This is a genomic window from Sorangium sp. So ce131 (assembly GCF_051519095.1).
Taxonomy (GTDB): Bacteria; Myxococcota_A; Polyangia; order Polyangiales; family Polyangiaceae; genus Sorangium.
Genome location: NZ_CP150455.1, coordinates 7,820,775 through 7,836,059, shown reverse-complemented (window position 1 = coordinate 7,836,059; position 15,285 = coordinate 7,820,775). Strand labels below are relative to the sequence as shown.

The following is a 15,285-nucleotide window of genomic DNA, read 5'->3' as shown; positions in this document are numbered from 1 at the left end:
GGACCCGCGGGCGTCACGAGACGGTGACAGGCATCCCGAGGAACCGGCTGTACTGCTCGATGGCCAGCTGCAGCGCGGCGTGCTCCCTCTTCTTGAGCCGCACCGGGATATTCAGGGTGATGGCGACGGTCTTCCCTTTGACGTTGCGGCGCCAGCCGCCGACGACCAGCCCGTCGAGGACCACGAGGTGCGCCATGAGCGCGCCGCTGGATGCGCTCAGCCGCGCGGGGTCGAGCGTCGCGCTGTGGTCCTTGTAGGCGATCACGTACTCGTCGTAGTTGGGTAGCAGGTGAACCAGCGGCGCCTTGAGCCCCGGGGTCATCGCCGGTCCGCTCGCGCGCCAGTACGCCTTGCCGTCGATCGCCTCGTGTTCCAGGTGCGTCCCTGCCATCTCGATCCCGGCCTTGACCTCGGCCATCGTGAGCCCCGACCACCAGGCGAAGTCCTTCGCCAGCGCCGGCCCGTGGCTCGCGAAGTAGCGTCGCGTGAGCTCGGCCAGCGCTTCGTCGCGGCCGAGCGCCCTCGTCCGCGGGACCCGCTCGTCGAGCAGCGCATAGGTGAACTGCTTGCCGCGCAGGGCGCCGCTGCAGAGCAGGCCGTCCAGCTCGGCGCGCATCAGCAGGTAGGCGAGCCTGAGGCCGCTCGCGGTAATGCCCGCCGCCTCGTACACCCGCGCGATCTCGGTGCGCGTCAGCTGGGCGCCGCCCTGCAATGCCCTGGCGAGCGCGTCGCTGCTCCTGGCAAACGCGGCGTCGTCGAGCTCGAGCTTTCGATACATGGCGGCGTTCGCGGCGTTCACGCGCGGGGCCGTGAGCGCCAGCATCCAGCGGATGTCCCGGGGCATCACGATGTGCCACGTCGGCCGCAGGAGATGGGTACGGAGGATCTTGCCGTCGTTGAACAGCCGATCGAGATCGGCCTCCGTGACGCCCGTGGTCCGCTGCGCGATGGCCCATTTCGCCCCGGCGTAATCCTGGGCCTGCACCGCGCATAACCATTGAACCACGTCCTCGGGCCTCTCGCACGGGGGCCCCACGAGGCGCTCGTTGTGGAGCCGCTGGCGGGCGATATCGAGGGGAGGCACCGTCAGGCCCTGATCACCGTCACCTGCCGTCCTCCCGGCGTGGTCGCCGGCGCCGCGCCGAGGCGCTCCGGGAGCGGCGGTGCGTCCGGCCGGCGGTCGAAGAGCACGAGCCACCCGGTCGAGAGGCCCAGGCCGGCCAGGTAGCCGTCGATCTGCCTCAGGCCCTCGTCGAGCGGATCCGCCTCCCTGGGGCGCCACACCTTGATCTCGATGGCCAGCGTCTCCCCCGGTACCGCACGCAAAGGTCCATCCGCCCGCGCCCGATCGCGGGGCAGGCGGGAGAGCACGGGCACGGTGTAGTGGCGCTCGGGCTCGTTCGGGCCGGCCGTGTTGAAGAAACGCGACACGCAGGGACAGCTTTCGACCGGGCGGGGCCGCCCGTCAAGCCGTCGCCCTCGCGGAGGAACCGCGGCTTCGCTGCTGGTACAAGGGGCGACGTGAGACGCCTCGCCGCCCTGGCCGCCCTCGCCCTCGCGCTGTGCGCCTGCGCCGCCAGCGCGCCCCCGAGCGCCCCGCGCTGCTTCACCGGCCCCGTTCCGAGGGTGGGCCGGCCGGCGCGGGACGAGCTGTTCGCGCTGACGCGGCGCGAGCGGGAGCGCGCCGAGCGGGCGCCGCCGCTCGTGCGCGCCCGGATCCTCGAGGCCCTCCCGGCGCTCTTCCCGAGCGTGGGCGACCTCGCCCTCGCCCCGCGCTGCGGCGCGGAGCTGCACGACGAGAACGCGGCGGCGCTCCGCGGCGCTCCGCTCGTGTTCTCGCGCCTCCTCGTCGCGCGCCTCCGCACCGTGCACGACGTCCGGCTCCTCCTGCCGCTCGTCGCGCGGAGCGAGCAGAGCATCACCCCGTACCAGCGCGGCCCCGACGAGCCGGGAGCGCCCCCGCCGCGATCGCTCGTCAGGCACCTCGCCCTCGCGGGCATCCCCGCGGCGTGGGCGGTGAACAACGACCCGGAGGCCCGGCGGCTCGTGCTCGACCGGCTCCGCGCGGGCGGCGACGCCCGCGCGCTGATCCTCGTGCACGGCGGCGCCGCCGCGCTGTTCCGGGAGGCGCTGCGGGGCGACCCCGCGCGCGCGCAGGGCGGCGAGGGGCCGTCGCTCCTGCGCGCGTGGCTGCCCGACCTCGCGCGGCGGCTCTCGGGCCCGGCGGACCGCGCCTCGCTGGAGCTCGTGCTCCTCCGGCTCGCCGACGTGGGGACGTACGCGGCGGGCCTCGGGGCCGGTCCCGAGGCCCGCGCGCTCGTGGGCGACATCGTCGCCCGTCGCGGCGAGCTCCCGATCGCGCAGGGGATCCCCGGCGCGGCGCGAGACCTCGCCGAGGTGGCGCGCGGGGCGCTCCACGACCTGGAGGCGCCGCAGGCGTCGGCCTCCGAGGCCGCCCTGCCGCCGGCCTCCGAGGCCGCCCTGCCGCCGCCCCGGCGCGACCCCTTCTCCGTGTGGCGGGACTGGCTCGACGCCGAGCCCGCGGGCGGGAAGGTGCCGGCGGCGGACGCGCTCGCGCGGGTGCGCGACCTCGACGGCGAGCTCGCTTCCCTGCGTTTCTACGCGCCCCGCTGCCGCGTGATCGAGGAGCTCGGCCAGTGGCTCCCGCCGGACGAGGCGCCGCGGCGCTTCGACGCGCTCGTCGCCCCGGCGTTCGACGGCGACCACATCCGGGTGAGCACCGAGACCCTCTGCCGCCTGGGCGTGGCGCTCCGGCTCAGCGGGGTGGACGAGGCGCGGCGGGTGAAGCTCCTCCTCCGGCTGCTGTCCGCGGCGCCCGAGCAGATCGGCGCGCGCGACCGGAGCGGCGACGAGCGCGGCCCGGCGATGGGCTGGCCGGCGGACGAGGAGCCCGTGGGCGAGGTGGCCGCGCGCGCGCTCGCGCGGAACCTCGGCTGGGTCGAGCGCCACGCGGACCTGCGCGCGTGGCTCGCGCAGGCCGCCGCCGCGCCGATCCCGACCGGCAGGGCGGCCGCCGCGCGGTGGAGCATGCTCCAGCCCGCCTTCGAGCGCGTGGTCGCGTGGCACACCTCCGGGGCCCCGGACGCGCGGCCGGAGGCGGCGGCCGCGATCCTGCGCGCGTGGATGGAGTCCCTCCGCGCGGGCAAGGCGGCCGCGGGGGCGACGGCGACCCACCTTCCCGCGGTCGAGGTGGCGAACGCCCGGCTCCGGGCGCTCGGGGAGCTCGGCCGGCGCGCTGGCCTCGCCGAGGAGGTCGGCGCGTTCCTCGCCGAGCGAGAGGGCTCGCGGTCGGCGGTGATCGCGGCGTACCTGCTCTCGCTCTGAGGGGGGCCCGCGCCGAGGGGAGCCCGCGCCGCCGCTCGCGCGTCGGTCAGGGGCAGCCGACGCGCCACGCGTCGAGGTCGAGCTGCTTGATCACCGTCGACAGGCCGAGCGGCTTCGTGGCCGCACAGACGGCGCTCGCCTGCGACGCATCGACGTACTCCGCGTGGAAGACCGCCTTGCCGGCGCGGATGAACGGCGTGAGCATGTCGCACTCGTCGTACGCGTAGCACTCCTCGTTGAGCGCCCAGTCGAAGCTCCCCACGAGGTCCCTCACCTGCGCGAGGTCGTTCTTCAGCCCGATCGACAGGCCGCGCGCGTGGGCCTCGGCGGCGAGGAAGCGGTTGTAGTCGAGCTGCGTCGCCGCGGTCAGCGGGAAGCCAGGGCGATTGTCGTAGCCGTCGACGTTGTCCGGCTCCACGCCGTCGCAGCGCTTCTGCTTCGCGAGATCCAGCCGGGCCTTCATGATCTCGCGCACCTCGGCGCTTCGGGTGTCGAGCCACCGCTCGCCCGGCCAGCCGTCGAGCGCCCTGCCGAGCGCCGCGGCGGGGAACCTCGAGGCGTCGCTGCGCCACTCCTCGTAGCTCCCGCCGCTGAAGTAGCAGACCACCTTCTTCCCGGCCGTGTGCAGCGCGTCGATCGTCGCCTGCGGGGCGTCGAAGAGGTCGATATCGTACATCGCGACGTCCAGGCTCGTGTCGATGGTGCCCGTGAGCTGCCATTGCCACGTCGTGCCCGGGGCGGGGGTCCAGACGCCGCCAGTGGAGCCGCCGCCGGTGGTCCCGCCGCCCGTGGAGCCGCCGCCGGTGGTCCCCCCACCGGTCGTCCCGCCGCCGGTGGTCCCGCCGCCGGTGGTCGTTCCCTTGAGGATCAGCTGATCCAGAGCCGAGCTGTCCGCGGAGCTGCTCGTCGCGTACCGGATCTTGAGCGCCCCGCCCGACACGAACCGCCCGTACGGCGCCGGCAGGTTCAGCGTCGCGTTCGTCCAGGTCCAGCTGCGCGCGAACGTGTTGTCGCCGACCACGACCCACGCGCCCGCGGCCGCGTCCCACGCCTCGAAGGTCCAGCGCATCGCGGACTTCGCCGGGCCGAGGTAGTTGACGCCCAGCGAGAGCGACGCGAGCTGGGCCGCCGTGGTGCCCGCGGGCAGCGTGTACTCGCACGTCGCGCTCGAGCGCGGCGCGAACTCCACGTACCTGTCCCACTCGTCCTGCTCGCCCGTGAGGCCGCCCTCCGCCAGCGCCGCGGCCGTCTGGCCGGCGCCGATGCGGCCCCGGCTCAACGTCAGCTTCGAGCACGTCATCGCGATCTCGCCCGCGAGCGCGTCGCCGCTCGACGAGGCGACCTCCGCCCCCGGGTCCACGTCGATGCGGCACCCGCCCGCGGCGAACGCCATGGTCAGGCCGGCAAGGGCATGGGGGAGGGCGCTGCAGCGCGCGAGGGGGGACGTCGGGCGGCCGAAATAAGGCATGATCTCTCCTCCTGAGCTCGTTCCCGAGCTCGCTCATAAGTGCGTGAAGGTCCGCGCACGCGGGGCGACGCGCCCGAAGGCGCTCGGTCCGCGACGGCTCTCGGGGACGGCTCGCCGCGAGGGCGGCCCCGCGTCGTCCGCGTGCGCGCCGAGCAGGTATTGCAAGGCGGGCGCCAGCGCCGCCGCCGCGCGGATCGGCGCGGATCCGCGCGGCGGCGTTCGCGGGGGTTGCGCAAAGGTCGTACACTGCGCAACCCTCGGACGGCATGGCGGAGCGAGATCCTCGACACGCAGCCCCTCGATCGGGCGTGGAGCTGCCCGCCGCCCCGGCCGAGATCGCGACCGAGCTCGACGCCGCCGAGAGCTCGCCCGGCCAGGGGGCGCCCCACGGCCAGGTCTCGCTGATCGTCCGGCCCGGCGACGGGGCAGCGCGGGTAATCGACCTCACCGACGGCGACGCGATCGCGATCGGGCGCGCGCCGGAGTCCGCGGTCTGCGTCGACGACGCCCGCGTGTCGCGCCACCACGCCCGCATTGAGCGGCGCGGCGACCTCGTCGCGCTCGTCGACCTCGGGAGCCGCAACGGCACGTCCGCGAACGGCGCCGTCGTGCGCGGCGCCGAGCGGGCCCTCGCCGGCGGCGACGTGATCCGCGTCGGCCCGGCCGAGATCGTCGTCGCCATCGCCGCGCCGCCGTCGGCCCAGGCGGCTCCGGACGCCGCGCTGGAGGCCGGGGCGGGCGCCTCCTCGGACGCCGACTTCATCGTGGCGGACGAGGCGATGGTGAAGGTCTTCCAGGTGGTGCAGCGCCTCGCCCGCGCCCAGACCACGGTGCTCGTCCTCGGCGAGACGGGCGCTGGGAAGGAGGTCGTCTCCGAGCAGATCCACCGCCAGAGCCCGCGCGCCGCGGGCCCGTTCGTGCGGCTCAGCTGCGCGGCGCTGCCCGAGGCGCTGCTCGAGAGCGAGCTCTTCGGCCACGAGCGGGCCGCGTTCACCGGCGCGGACCGCCGCAAGATCGGCTATTTCGAGGCCGCGCAGCGCGGCACGCTGCTGCTCGACGAGATCGGCGAGATGCCGCTCGCCATGCAGGCCAAGCTGCTGCGCGTTCTGGAGAGCCGCCGCGTGGCGCGCATCGGCGGCACGCAGGAGATCGATCTCGACGTGCGCGTCGTCTGCGCCACGCACCGGGATCTCCAGGCCGAGGTGGCCGCCGGGCGGTTCCGGCAGGATCTCTATTACCGCATCAGCACGTTCGTCCTCCGTGTCCCGCCGCTGCGCGAGCGGCGCGCCGAGATCGCGCTGCTCGTGCACCGCTTCGCGCGCCAGGTCGCCGAGCGCATGGGCGAGCGGGCGCCGCGCTTCGCGCCGGCCGCGATGCGGGTGCTCGAGGCGCACGCGTGGCCCGGCAACGTGCGCGAGCTGCGCAACGCGGTCGAGCACGCGGTCGTGCTGGCCGAGGGCGGCGTGGTCGAGGTCGAGCACCTCCCGGCGTCCGTGACCGGGGGCGACGCGGCCCCGCCGAGCGCGGGCGCGCCGGTGAGCGCGGGCGCGCCGGTGAGCGCGGGCGCGCCGGTGAGCGCGGGCGCGCCGGCGAGCGTGGGCGCGTCCGGCGCGCTGGCGGAGGGCGGGCCGATGCCGGCGCGCCTGGCCGAGCTCGAGAAGAAGAGCATCGAGGAGGCGCTCGCCGCCGAGGGGAACAACCAGACGCGCGCGGCGAAGCGGCTCGGCATCTCGCGGCGCGCGCTGCTCTACAAGCTCGAGAAGTACGGCATCCGGCGGTGAGCGTGGGGGATGCGCTCGGGGTGCCGAGCGCGATACGCGGAGCGCGACCGTCCTCGCCTGTCCATTGACCATCCTCGCTGTCAAAACGGTCGCGCAACCGCTTTGCTCGATCGCGCTCTGCGCGTGGGGGGCGGTAACAGCGGTTCAATTCGCATTGGAATTCTGCCGGACGGCGGTTCAGGCGCGCGCGGCTGGTCCATGTCTCTCGGATGGAACATCATCCAGGCATCAGGGGGTTCTCGCGCGACCCGCCGTATCCAGGAAGATGGATCCTCCACGCGGGCGCGATGACGTGAAATGCGCGGACTTCGCCGCATGTCAGCCCCTCGCTGCCATGTGCCCTTGAGGATTGCTGAAGCCGGCGAGCGGCCTTAGAGCCCCACCAGGATCGCGGCGCCGAAGCGCACCCCGCGCCGCCTGCGCGTCCGGGGTGGAGGGATCTTTGCGCCCCGGAGATGCCCGCGATCGAGGAGCGGCGGAAATGGTGCGCACGGTTCCGATGTTCGTCATCGCCTTGCCCTGCGGCGCTCTCGCGCTCATGGCGGCCTGCTCCGAGCCTGCTCCTCCCGCGACGCCCGCGGAGCCGCGGCCCGTGCCCCCCGCGACGCCCGCGGAGCCGCGGCCCGTCCCCCCCGCGACGCCCGCGGAGCCGCGGCCCGTCCCTCCCGCGACGCCCGCGGAGCCGCAGCCTGCTCCGCCGCCGACGCCGGAGGAGGCCAAGCGATTCCTCGACGCGGCGGAGTCGAGCCTCCATGAGCTCAGCACCCACAGCAACCAGGCGGCGTGGGTGGCGTCGACGTACATCACCGAGGATACCCAGATCCTCGCGGCCGCGGCGGCCGCGGAGCTGCTCGCGGCGCAGACCGACTACGCGAAGCAGGCGGACCGGTACCGCAGTCTCGATGTGCCCTATGACGTCCGCCGGCGGCTCGATCTCCTGCGCACCTCCCTCACGCTGTACGCTCCCGCCGATCCGGCGAGGACGAAGGAGCTCACGACCATCGCGTCGAGGCTCGAGGCCGCTTATGGAGCGGGCAAGTACTGCCCGGCGAGCGGCGAGTGCCTCGATCTCGAGGCGCTGAGCAGGATCATCGCGAAGAGCCGCGATCCCGAGGAGCTGAAGCGGGCGTGGGTCGGCTGGCGCACGGTGTCCGCGCCCATGCGCGCCGATTTCACGCGGCTCGTGGAGCTCGCGAACGAGGGCGCGCGCGATCTCGGGTTCGAGGACACGGGCGACGCCTGGCGCGCCAAATACGAGCTGCCGCAGGGCGCCCTGCCGCGGGAGGTGGATCGCCTCTGGGAGCAGGTCAAGCCGCTCTACGACGCGCTCCACTGTTACGTGCGCGGCCGGCTCGCCGCGCGGTATGGCGAGGGCGTCGTGCCCGGCGCGCGTCCCATCCGGGCCGATCTGCTCGGCGACATGTGGGCGCAGGACTGGAGCAACGTCTACGATCTCGTCGCGCCCCAGGGGGCCGCGCCCATCTACGATCTCGACGCGGCGCTCCGAGCCAAGGGGCTCACGCCGGTCGAGATGGTGAGGACCGGCGAGCGCTTCTTCGTCTCGCTCGGGTTCGAGCCGCTCCCGGCCACCTTCTGGCAGCGGTCGCTCTTCGTCAAGCCGAGGGATCGCGACGTCGTGTGTCACGCGAGCGCGTGGGACATCGACGACGAGGAGGATCTGCGCATCAAGATGTGCATCGACATCACGGCCGAGGATTTCCACACCATCCACCACGAGCTCGGCCACAGCTTCTACCAGCGGGCGTACCGCCGCCTGCCGCTCCTCTACCGCGACAGCCCGAACCCCGCGTTCCACGAGGCCCTCGGCGACACGATCGGGCTGTCGGTCACGTCGGAGTATCTCCATCGGATCGGGCTCGTGGCCGAGCTGCCGCCCGCGTCGAGCGATCTCTCGCTCCTCCTCCGCGACGCGCTCGCCAAGGTGGCCTTCCTGCCGTTCGCGGTCCTGGTCGACAGGTGGCGCTGGGGCGTCTTCTCCGGGGACATCGCGCCGCCCGAGTACAACCAGGCCTGGTGGGAGCTACGGACGAGGTATCAGGGCGTCGCGCCGCCGGTGCCCCGCTCCGAGTCGGACTTCGATCCCGGCGCGAAGTACCATGTTGCGGCGAGCGTCCCCTATATCCGGTACTTCTTCGCGCACGTCCTCCAGTTCCAGCTCCACCGCGCGCTCTGCGAGGAGGCCGGGTACAAGGGGCCGCTCCACCGCTGCACGATCTACGGCAGCGAGAAGGCCGGCGAGCGGCTCCGGCGGATGATGGAAATGGGGCGGAGCCGCCCGTGGCCGGCGGCGCTCGAGGTGGTGACGGGATCACGGCAGATGGACGCGGCGGCGATGCTCGACTACTTCGCTCCGCTCAAGTCCTGGCTCGACGCGCAGAACCGCGGCAGGACGTGCGGGTGGTAGGCGCCCTCTGCGCGGCGCGCGGCCGGCGCTACCCGCTGCAGCAGCGGAACCCGATCCCGTGGTAGGTGTCGGCGCGCTTGCTCCCTTCGCGCGCGCTGCACTGGAGCTGCTCGGGCGAGTCGCCGCTGTCGAACGATCCGCCGCGCGTCGTGCAGTCGTCTTCGGGGCCGACGTCCCCCGAGCACGAGTCTTCCCACTCGCGGACGTTGCCGCTCATGTAGAGCAGCCCGTGATACCCGCCCTCGCACGCGGCGCCGGCGTTGACCGCCACCGGCTCCTGGCCATCGCCGTTGCACTGCAGATCGAGCTCCCCGGTGGAGTAAGCGCGGGTCCCGCCCTTGCTGCAGGCCTCGTACCACTCGCCTTGCGCCCCGTCCGTGTCGCCGCCGTACGGCAGCGCTCCGCCGTGGATCTTGCCGCAGAGGCGCTTTCCGAGGCTCTTGCAGTACGCGTGCGCGTCGCACCAGTCGACGCAAGTGGCCGGGTAGTCGTCGTCTCTGCGGCGGGTAAGGCAGTCGGGGGGCACCATGTCCCCGGGCTCGTCGACGGTCTCGTCGAACGCGAAGCTGTCGTTGAACGCGCAGAACGGCTCCTGCGCCGCGACGTCCGGCCCCGTCTCCAGGAAGCGCCGGTAGGCGGCGTTCGACACCTCGGTCTGGTCGATACAGAACGTGCTCTGGATCGTCACCATGCCGGCGGGACACTGGCAGGTGGACGCCGCGCAGGAGGCCGTCGCGCAGTCGGCGTCGGCCTCGCAGGCATCGCCGTACAGGCACGAGGCGTTTCCGGCTCCGGGCTCGCAGGTGAGGCCGTCGAGCGGGCGCAGCAGCGTGCACGCCGAGACGAGGGCGGCTGCGGCCGCGGTCGCGGCGCCGAGGCCCGCCGCGGCGGCCGCGGCGCGGAGCGTCGCGCGGAGGCCCATCAGAAGGTCCCCTCGACGCCCGCGGCGGCTCCGGCGATGAACGGCCGGACCACCGGCCGCGGCGCCCCCGAGCGGGCCTTCGGCGGCGCCGCCGCGGCGGGCCGGGTGAAGTAGAGCCACGCCGCGGCGCCCAGCGAGAGGACGCCCACGCCGAGGCCGACGTCGGCCACGGCGTGCTGCACCCGGATGGCGCTCACGTCGCCCTCCGCGCAGCGCGGCGCGCACGAGGCGCGCAGATCGGCCTCGGCGCCCAGCGACATCGCGCCGGCGGCGGCGAACACGGCGAGCCCCGCCACGCCGGCGCCGCCGAAGACCCACACGAGGGCGGGGACCGAGCTCGCCGGCGCGTCGGACGAGCGGCTCGCGGCAGGGCTCTCGCGCCGCTCGGGCTGCGGCGCGCGCGCGTCGGCCCCGGCCGGCGGCGCGCCCAGGGTCACGGTCAGCCTGCGGTTCTTCTCGCCCTCGCGGATCACGACGTGCTCCTCGACGGCGGGGCCGCCCGCCGGCTCGTAGCGGAACGTGTGTGCGCCCGGATCGACCGGCACCGCCTTGCCGTCGAGCGCCGGGGCGACGAGGCGCCCGTCCACGAGCACGCGCACGTCGAGCCGCTCTCGCCCGCGCGCGTCCCTCGCGGCGATGACCACGGACGGCAGGCTCTGCTCCACCTCGGCGAGCCACGGCCCGCAGTCGGCCACGGCCGCCGCCGGGCAGCTCGGCTGCGAGCAGGTGATGAGCGCCTCCCGGGCGTCGAGGAGCCTGCCTTCGCGGCGGAGGTCCTGCGCGCGCTCGTAGGCGGCGGCGCAGGCCTGCTTGTCGGCGTGGGCGCGCGTGCCGGCGAGCGCGAGCGCGGCGGTGAGGGCGAGCGTGAGGGCGCGGCGCGCGCGCGCGGGCGAACGGGCGTTCATCGGATTACAGGCACTCGGGTTTGAGCCGGCGGATGCCGGCGCGGTCCACGGTATAGGGCGGGGTGCAGCGGTTCGCCGCGGCGCCCGAGGCGCGCGTGGCCGGCGTGGAGGTGCGCTTCGCGGGGGCAGGGGTGCGCCTCGCGGGGGCGGGGGCGCGCGTCGCGGGCGCGTCCGGCGTCGCGCGCGCGGTGCGTTCGGCGGCTGGCGCCGCGGGGCCGCTCGGCTCAGGCGTCGCGGTAGAAGCGGCTGGCGCAGGGGCTGCGGCCGGCGCGCTCGACGCCTCGCTGGGCGCGGGCTGCGCCGGGGCGGTGCTGGCCACAGGCGCCGGGGCGGTGCTGGACGCGGGCGCCGGAGCCACGCTGGCCGCGGAGCGCGCCGCGTCCTCCGGTCCGGTCGGGCTGCGCCGAGACCAGTGCGCCGCGAGCGCGACCGCGCTCCCGAGGAGCAGCGCGCCCAAGCTGAGCGCGAGCAGCGGGCGAGTCGGCGCTCTCACCGTGCGAGCCTCCCCGCCGCGCGCAGCGGGCACGACGGCGATTCCGCTGGGCATCCCGGACTCGGGCGTGTCCGTCGCGAGCGCCACCAGCTGGCGGGCGCCGGCCGGTCTCGCGGGCGTGGTCTCCCGCGTCCCCGGCGCGGTCTCCCGCGCCCCCGGCGCGGTCTCCCGCGCCCCCGGCGCCGCCTCCAAGGCCCCCGCCTCGCTCGGCGCCGCCGCGCGCCCGCCGTCGCGCGTCGCTGCGCCGGCGCGGACCGGCCCCCCGGGGCCGCTCGGGCCCGCCGCCGACGCGCTCTCGATCGCCGCGACCCGCGCGTCCCGCCTCGCGAGCACCTCGCCGGCGAGCCGCTCCACCCACTCGCCCAGCGCGCGGGGCGACGCGAGCGGGACGGCATCCTCGACGGCGATCGCGAGGTCCCGGGCCGTCGCATAGCGGCCTTCCGCGTTCCGCTCGAGCGCCCGCAGCACGATCGCATCGAGCGCGGGCGGCACGTGCGCCGCGACCGAGCTCGGCGGCGGGATGGGCCGCTCCAGCACGGCCGCGACGATCGCCGCCTCGTCGGCGCCGTCGAACAGCCGCTGCCCCGCGAGCGCCTCCCACAGGACGACGCCCGCCGCGAACACGTCGGTCCTGCGCGTCACGTCCGCGCAGAGCACCTGCTCGGGTGACATGTACGGCAGCTTGCCTTTGAGCTGCCCGCCGCGGGTGGTGCTGAGCCGCCCGCGCGCCTTGGCGATGCCGAAGTCGAGCAGCCGCGCGGTCCCGTCGGCGCCGACCAGCACGTTCTCGGGCGAGACATCGCGGTGCACGATGCCGAGCGGCTCGCCGGACTCGCTGCGCGCCTCGTGGGCCGCGTGCAGCCCGTGGAGCACGCCGCAGGTGATGCTCGCCACGACGGGGACCGGCGCCGGCTCGCCGCGCGCGCGCGCGGCCCGGAGCAGCCGCGCGAGCGACTCGCCGCGCACGTACTCCATGACCAGGAACACCTCCTCGCCGTCGAGCAGGAGGTCGACGGTGGCGACCACGTTCGGGTGCTGGATGCGCGCGACGATGCGGGCCTCGTCGAGCAGGCTCTCGGCGATCTCGGGCGCCGCGGCGAGCTCGGGGTGCAGCCGCTTGATGGCCACGGTCCGCGAGAACCCCGCCTCGCCGACGAGCCGGCCGAGGTGCACGGACGCCATCCCGCCGGACGCGATCGGCCCGTCGATCAGGTATCGACCGATCCGCCTGGGCTGCGGGGCCTCGGGGTTCATGAGCGGCGGATGATACACGGCGCCCACGCGCGCGTGGCGTCCTGTCATCACCTCCGGGCGGCCTCCGCAGCGCGCCGCGCGTCGCCCTCCGCGCCGCGCGATCCCTGAGACCGGCCGTGCCAGCGTGCCAGCCTGTCGACGTGCCGACGTGCCAGCGCGCTCGGCGTCCGACGTGCCGTATCGCCGCGGGAGCTGCGCTGTCGCGGCCGCGCTGAACCACGTTGGCTCGGCGCCTGCACTGTCATCGACCTCAAGCGAGCGACGAGCCCGGCCCGCCGTGGAGCGGCCCTGCCCGCGCTCGCCGGAGCATCTCCGGATCGCGGCATCCTCCGCCGGCCCGGACGACGATCGGAATCCACCCTTCACTTCAAGGAATGAACTGACATGCCGACCTTTACCGACACCGTGTTGCCGGGCTCAGCGGACCTGGACATCGGCTCGCCCGCGCAGCGGTGGAATCACGCCTTCATCCAGAGGCTCGACGCCATCGGCGCGTCGACGTTCACCGGCCCCGTGAACCGGGTCTACATGGTCAGCCACGCCACCCCGGGCGATGACCTGGGAGAGAAGATCGCGCATGCCATCGGCGAGCTCCCGGAGGGGGGCGTCATCGACTGCCGGGCGCTCACGGGCTCCCAGGTGATCGGCGAGACCGTCGACGTCCACCGCCCCGTGCACATCCTCTTCGGCGCCGTCACCATCGACTGCGAGGCCGCGGTCGCGTTCTCCATCCGCGCCGAGCTCTGGATCGAGGGGATGCGGGGGCAATCCACCCTCATCGCGGCCGTGGACGGCACGCTCTTCGATGGCAAGAGCATGGCCGTGCATTGCAGGTTCTTCCGCTGCGAGGGCATGATCCTCAAAGGAGGCCGCAGCCGCATCCTGTCGCCGTCGAAGCCCCTCGACCCTGACGTGGATCCGACGGTGGACTCGTCGCGATGCTTCGTGACGCCCGACTCGCTCGCCGACCCCAAGAACCTGTTCGCGGGCGGGCAGTACCAGTTCCTCAACAACATCATCACCGGATTCGGCAGCTACGCCTTCCAGCTCGGCCGCTCGACCTACTTCGTCACGATCTGCTTCAACAATTTCACCTACAACGTGGGCGACATCAAGTTCGATCGTTACTCGGAGCTGGAGGTCTACGCGAACCAGTTCCAGTGGTGCGCCGCGAACCGCGCGACCGATGCGGTCACCGTCCAGGACAAGCCCAGGATCTACGCCGCAGGCTCCTCGGCGACCAGCATCCACGAGAACGATTTCGAGCTCAACTGGCACTCGAACCGGGGGGTCGCGCCGACGGGCCCCGACATCCACATCTCCCCCAAGGTGGACGGCGACGGCTACATCCTGATACGCCACAACAAGTTCGGCGGAGAGGGCGAGAACGCGGGCCGCGTGAAGATCCGCGTCGAGGCCCTGGACGAAACCACGGGGGCGCGCACGTCGAAGGTGGCCGAGAACATCCGCGTCGAGGGGAACACCTTCATCGGCCTGGGCGGCGAGCAGACGTGCATCGAGCTCTTGACCCCGCTCGGCCAGTCGTCCGTGTCGGACAACTACTTCTCCGGCTTCGCCACCCTCGTGCACGACCGCCAGGAGCTCTCCTCGATCGCGGAGAAGCCCAACAACAACGTCTTCGTGGGCAACCGCGTGTACTATGTGAGCACCGCGGATTCCCCCCCGCGTCCGCCCGTCGTCTTCACGAAGGGCGGCCGCGGCTTCGCTGTCGTCGAGGACCCGCTCGCGTCGATCGACGCCCGCCAGCGCTGGCGCCCCGTCCGTCACGAGGCTGCGGAGCTCAGGAATCGGCTCCCGGACTCCGAGGGGCTCAGCGGCGACGTGTGGAGCGGCGTCGGGACCGGGCCGGATCAGGTCTCGGTCACGCCGGCGGGGCTCGGCCCGACGAACGCCAACGCCTTCAAGCTCGAGCGCAACTCGGGGCCCGGGGCGAACGGCGCCATCAACATCTTCGCGCTCATCGACAGGACCAACCTCGGCAAGCAGGTCGTCGTGAGCTTCTGGGCGAAGGCGGGCACGGCGTCGGACTTGACGGTGACCCTCCACGACGTCCCCGGCGGGCTGCACGAGTTCAAGACCTTCAACCTCACGGACCGGTGGGAGTACTACGCTCATTGCTTCGCCGGGCTGAACCCCGACGCCGCGTTCACGCGCTTCCGCATCTACCCGAGCTACAAGGGCCCGATCCACGGAACCGTGTACGTCTCCGCGCTCCAGGTGTCGGACGAGGACACCCCGTACCTGCCGACGAAGCGATTGAACCCCCAGGTCGCGGCGCTCGAGCCCCGCGCCGAGGGCACCTACGGCGCGCGGCACGGAAAGCCGATCGATCTCGCCGGAGGCCTGCGCATCGGCCCCGAAGGCGCGCTGGTCAAGCAGCTCGCGGTCCACACCGGCGTCATGTCGTCATCCCCCGGCGCCGTCGGGCCGAACAGCACGGCGGAAGCGACCCTCGCCGTCCCCGGCTTGTCCGCCGCGGACGCCGTCCTCTCCGTCTCCAAGCCGTTGCCTCAGGATGGGCTTCACGTCGTCGGGTGGAGGGTGGGCGGGCCGGGGGAGCTGGCCGTCACCTTCACGAACAGCTCCTCCGGCTCCATCACGCCGACTCCATCGGAGAGCTACTCCGTCGTCGTGCTGAGGACCTGATCCGGCCTCGCAGCGTCGTCCGGGC

Annotated in this window: 10 protein-coding genes; 4 read left to right on the top strand and 6 right to left on the bottom strand. The window is 73.9% G+C overall.

Features of this window, described 5'->3' with window-relative positions:
• Positions 1-13 precede the first annotated feature (13 nt).
• Positions 14-1,084 carry a winged helix DNA-binding domain-containing protein gene (locus tag WMF43_RS28530; protein WP_437669324.1) on the bottom strand — a complete coding sequence of 357 codons (1,071 nt, stop codon included), beginning with the start codon at positions 1,082-1,084 and terminating at the stop codon, positions 14-16.
• 2 nt (positions 1,085-1,086) lie between these two features.
• Positions 1,087-1,431, bottom strand: coding sequence for a hypothetical protein (locus WMF43_RS28525; RefSeq protein WP_437669322.1), 345 nt, complete (start codon positions 1,429-1,431; stop codon positions 1,087-1,089).
• 90 nt (positions 1,432-1,521) lie between these two features.
• Between WMF43_RS28525 and WMF43_RS28520 the strand changes: the two genes are divergently transcribed.
• Complete coding sequence (locus WMF43_RS28520; RefSeq protein WP_437669320.1) at positions 1,522-3,345, top strand: hypothetical protein; 1,824 nt, start codon at positions 1,522-1,524, stop codon at positions 3,343-3,345.
• Positions 3,346-3,391: 46 nt separating this feature from the next.
• On the opposite strand, the gene WMF43_RS28515 is transcribed toward WMF43_RS28520, so the two are convergent.
• A complete protein-coding gene (locus tag WMF43_RS28515) occupies positions 3,392-4,813 on the bottom strand; it encodes an endo alpha-1,4 polygalactosaminidase (protein ID WP_437669318.1) in 1,422 nt (473 codons plus the stop codon).
• Positions 4,814-5,121: 308 nt separating this feature from the next.
• Between WMF43_RS28515 and WMF43_RS28510 the strand changes: the two genes are divergently transcribed.
• Together WMF43_RS28510 and WMF43_RS28505 are read left to right on the top strand one after the other, a co-directional pair.
• Complete coding sequence (locus WMF43_RS28510) at positions 5,122-6,594, top strand: sigma 54-interacting transcriptional regulator (RefSeq protein ID WP_437669316.1); 1,473 nt, start codon at positions 5,122-5,124, stop codon at positions 6,592-6,594.
• A 481-nt stretch (positions 6,595-7,075) separates the two neighbouring features.
• Entirely contained in the window at positions 7,076-9,019 is a 1,944-nt protein-coding gene (locus WMF43_RS28505; RefSeq protein WP_437669314.1) for a M2 family metallopeptidase, read from the top strand.
• Positions 9,020-9,047: 28 nt separating this feature from the next.
• On the opposite strand, the gene WMF43_RS28500 is transcribed toward WMF43_RS28505, so the two are convergent.
• Genes WMF43_RS28500 through WMF43_RS28490 form a run of 3 tightly spaced genes read right to left on the bottom strand, consistent with a single transcriptional unit; the run spans position 9,048 to position 12,593 of the window.
• Positions 9,048-9,941 (bottom strand): formylglycine-generating enzyme family protein, encoded by an 894-nt coding sequence (locus WMF43_RS28500; RefSeq protein WP_437669312.1) that lies wholly within the window; start codon positions 9,939-9,941, stop codon positions 9,048-9,050.
• Positions 9,941-10,846, bottom strand: a complete 906-nt coding sequence (locus WMF43_RS28495) for a hypothetical protein (RefSeq protein WP_437669310.1) — start codon at positions 10,844-10,846, stop codon at positions 9,941-9,943. The genes WMF43_RS28500 and WMF43_RS28495 overlap by 1 nt, the downstream gene beginning before the upstream one ends.
• Positions 10,847-10,850: 4 nt before the next feature.
• Positions 10,851-12,593: a protein kinase domain-containing protein gene (locus WMF43_RS28490; RefSeq protein ID WP_437669308.1), complete on the bottom strand. Its 1,743-nt coding sequence runs from the start codon at positions 12,591-12,593 to the stop codon at positions 10,851-10,853.
• Positions 12,594-12,977: 384 nt separating this feature from the next.
• Between WMF43_RS28490 and WMF43_RS28485 the strand changes: the two genes are divergently transcribed.
• The gene (locus WMF43_RS28485; protein WP_437669306.1) at positions 12,978-15,260 is read left to right on the top strand and encodes a hypothetical protein; all 2,283 of its coding nucleotides are present in this window, start codon (positions 12,978-12,980) and stop codon (positions 15,258-15,260) included.
• The last annotated feature ends 25 nt before the right edge of the window (positions 15,261-15,285 follow it).

Excerpts from the sequence above, each read along its gene's own strand:
- WMF43_RS28500 (WP_437669312.1), bottom strand. The coding sequence starts at position 9,941 with ATGGGCCTCCGCGCGACGCTCCGCGCCGCGGCCGCCGCGGCGGGCCTC.
- WMF43_RS28515 (WP_437669318.1), bottom strand. The coding sequence starts at position 4,813 with ATGCCTTATTTCGGCCGCCCGACGTCCCCCCTCGCGCGCTGCAGCGCC.
- WMF43_RS28495 (WP_437669310.1), bottom strand. The coding sequence starts at position 10,846 with ATGAACGCCCGTTCGCCCGCGCGCGCGCGCCGCGCCCTCACGCTCGCC.
- WMF43_RS28490 (WP_437669308.1), bottom strand. The coding sequence starts at position 12,593 with ATGAACCCCGAGGCCCCGCAGCCCAGGCGGATCGGTCGATACCTGATC.
- WMF43_RS28505 (WP_437669314.1), top strand. The coding sequence starts at position 7,076 with ATGGTGCGCACGGTTCCGATGTTCGTCATCGCCTTGCCCTGCGGCGCT.
- WMF43_RS28485 (WP_437669306.1), top strand. The coding sequence starts at position 12,978 with ATGCCGACCTTTACCGACACCGTGTTGCCGGGCTCAGCGGACCTGGAC.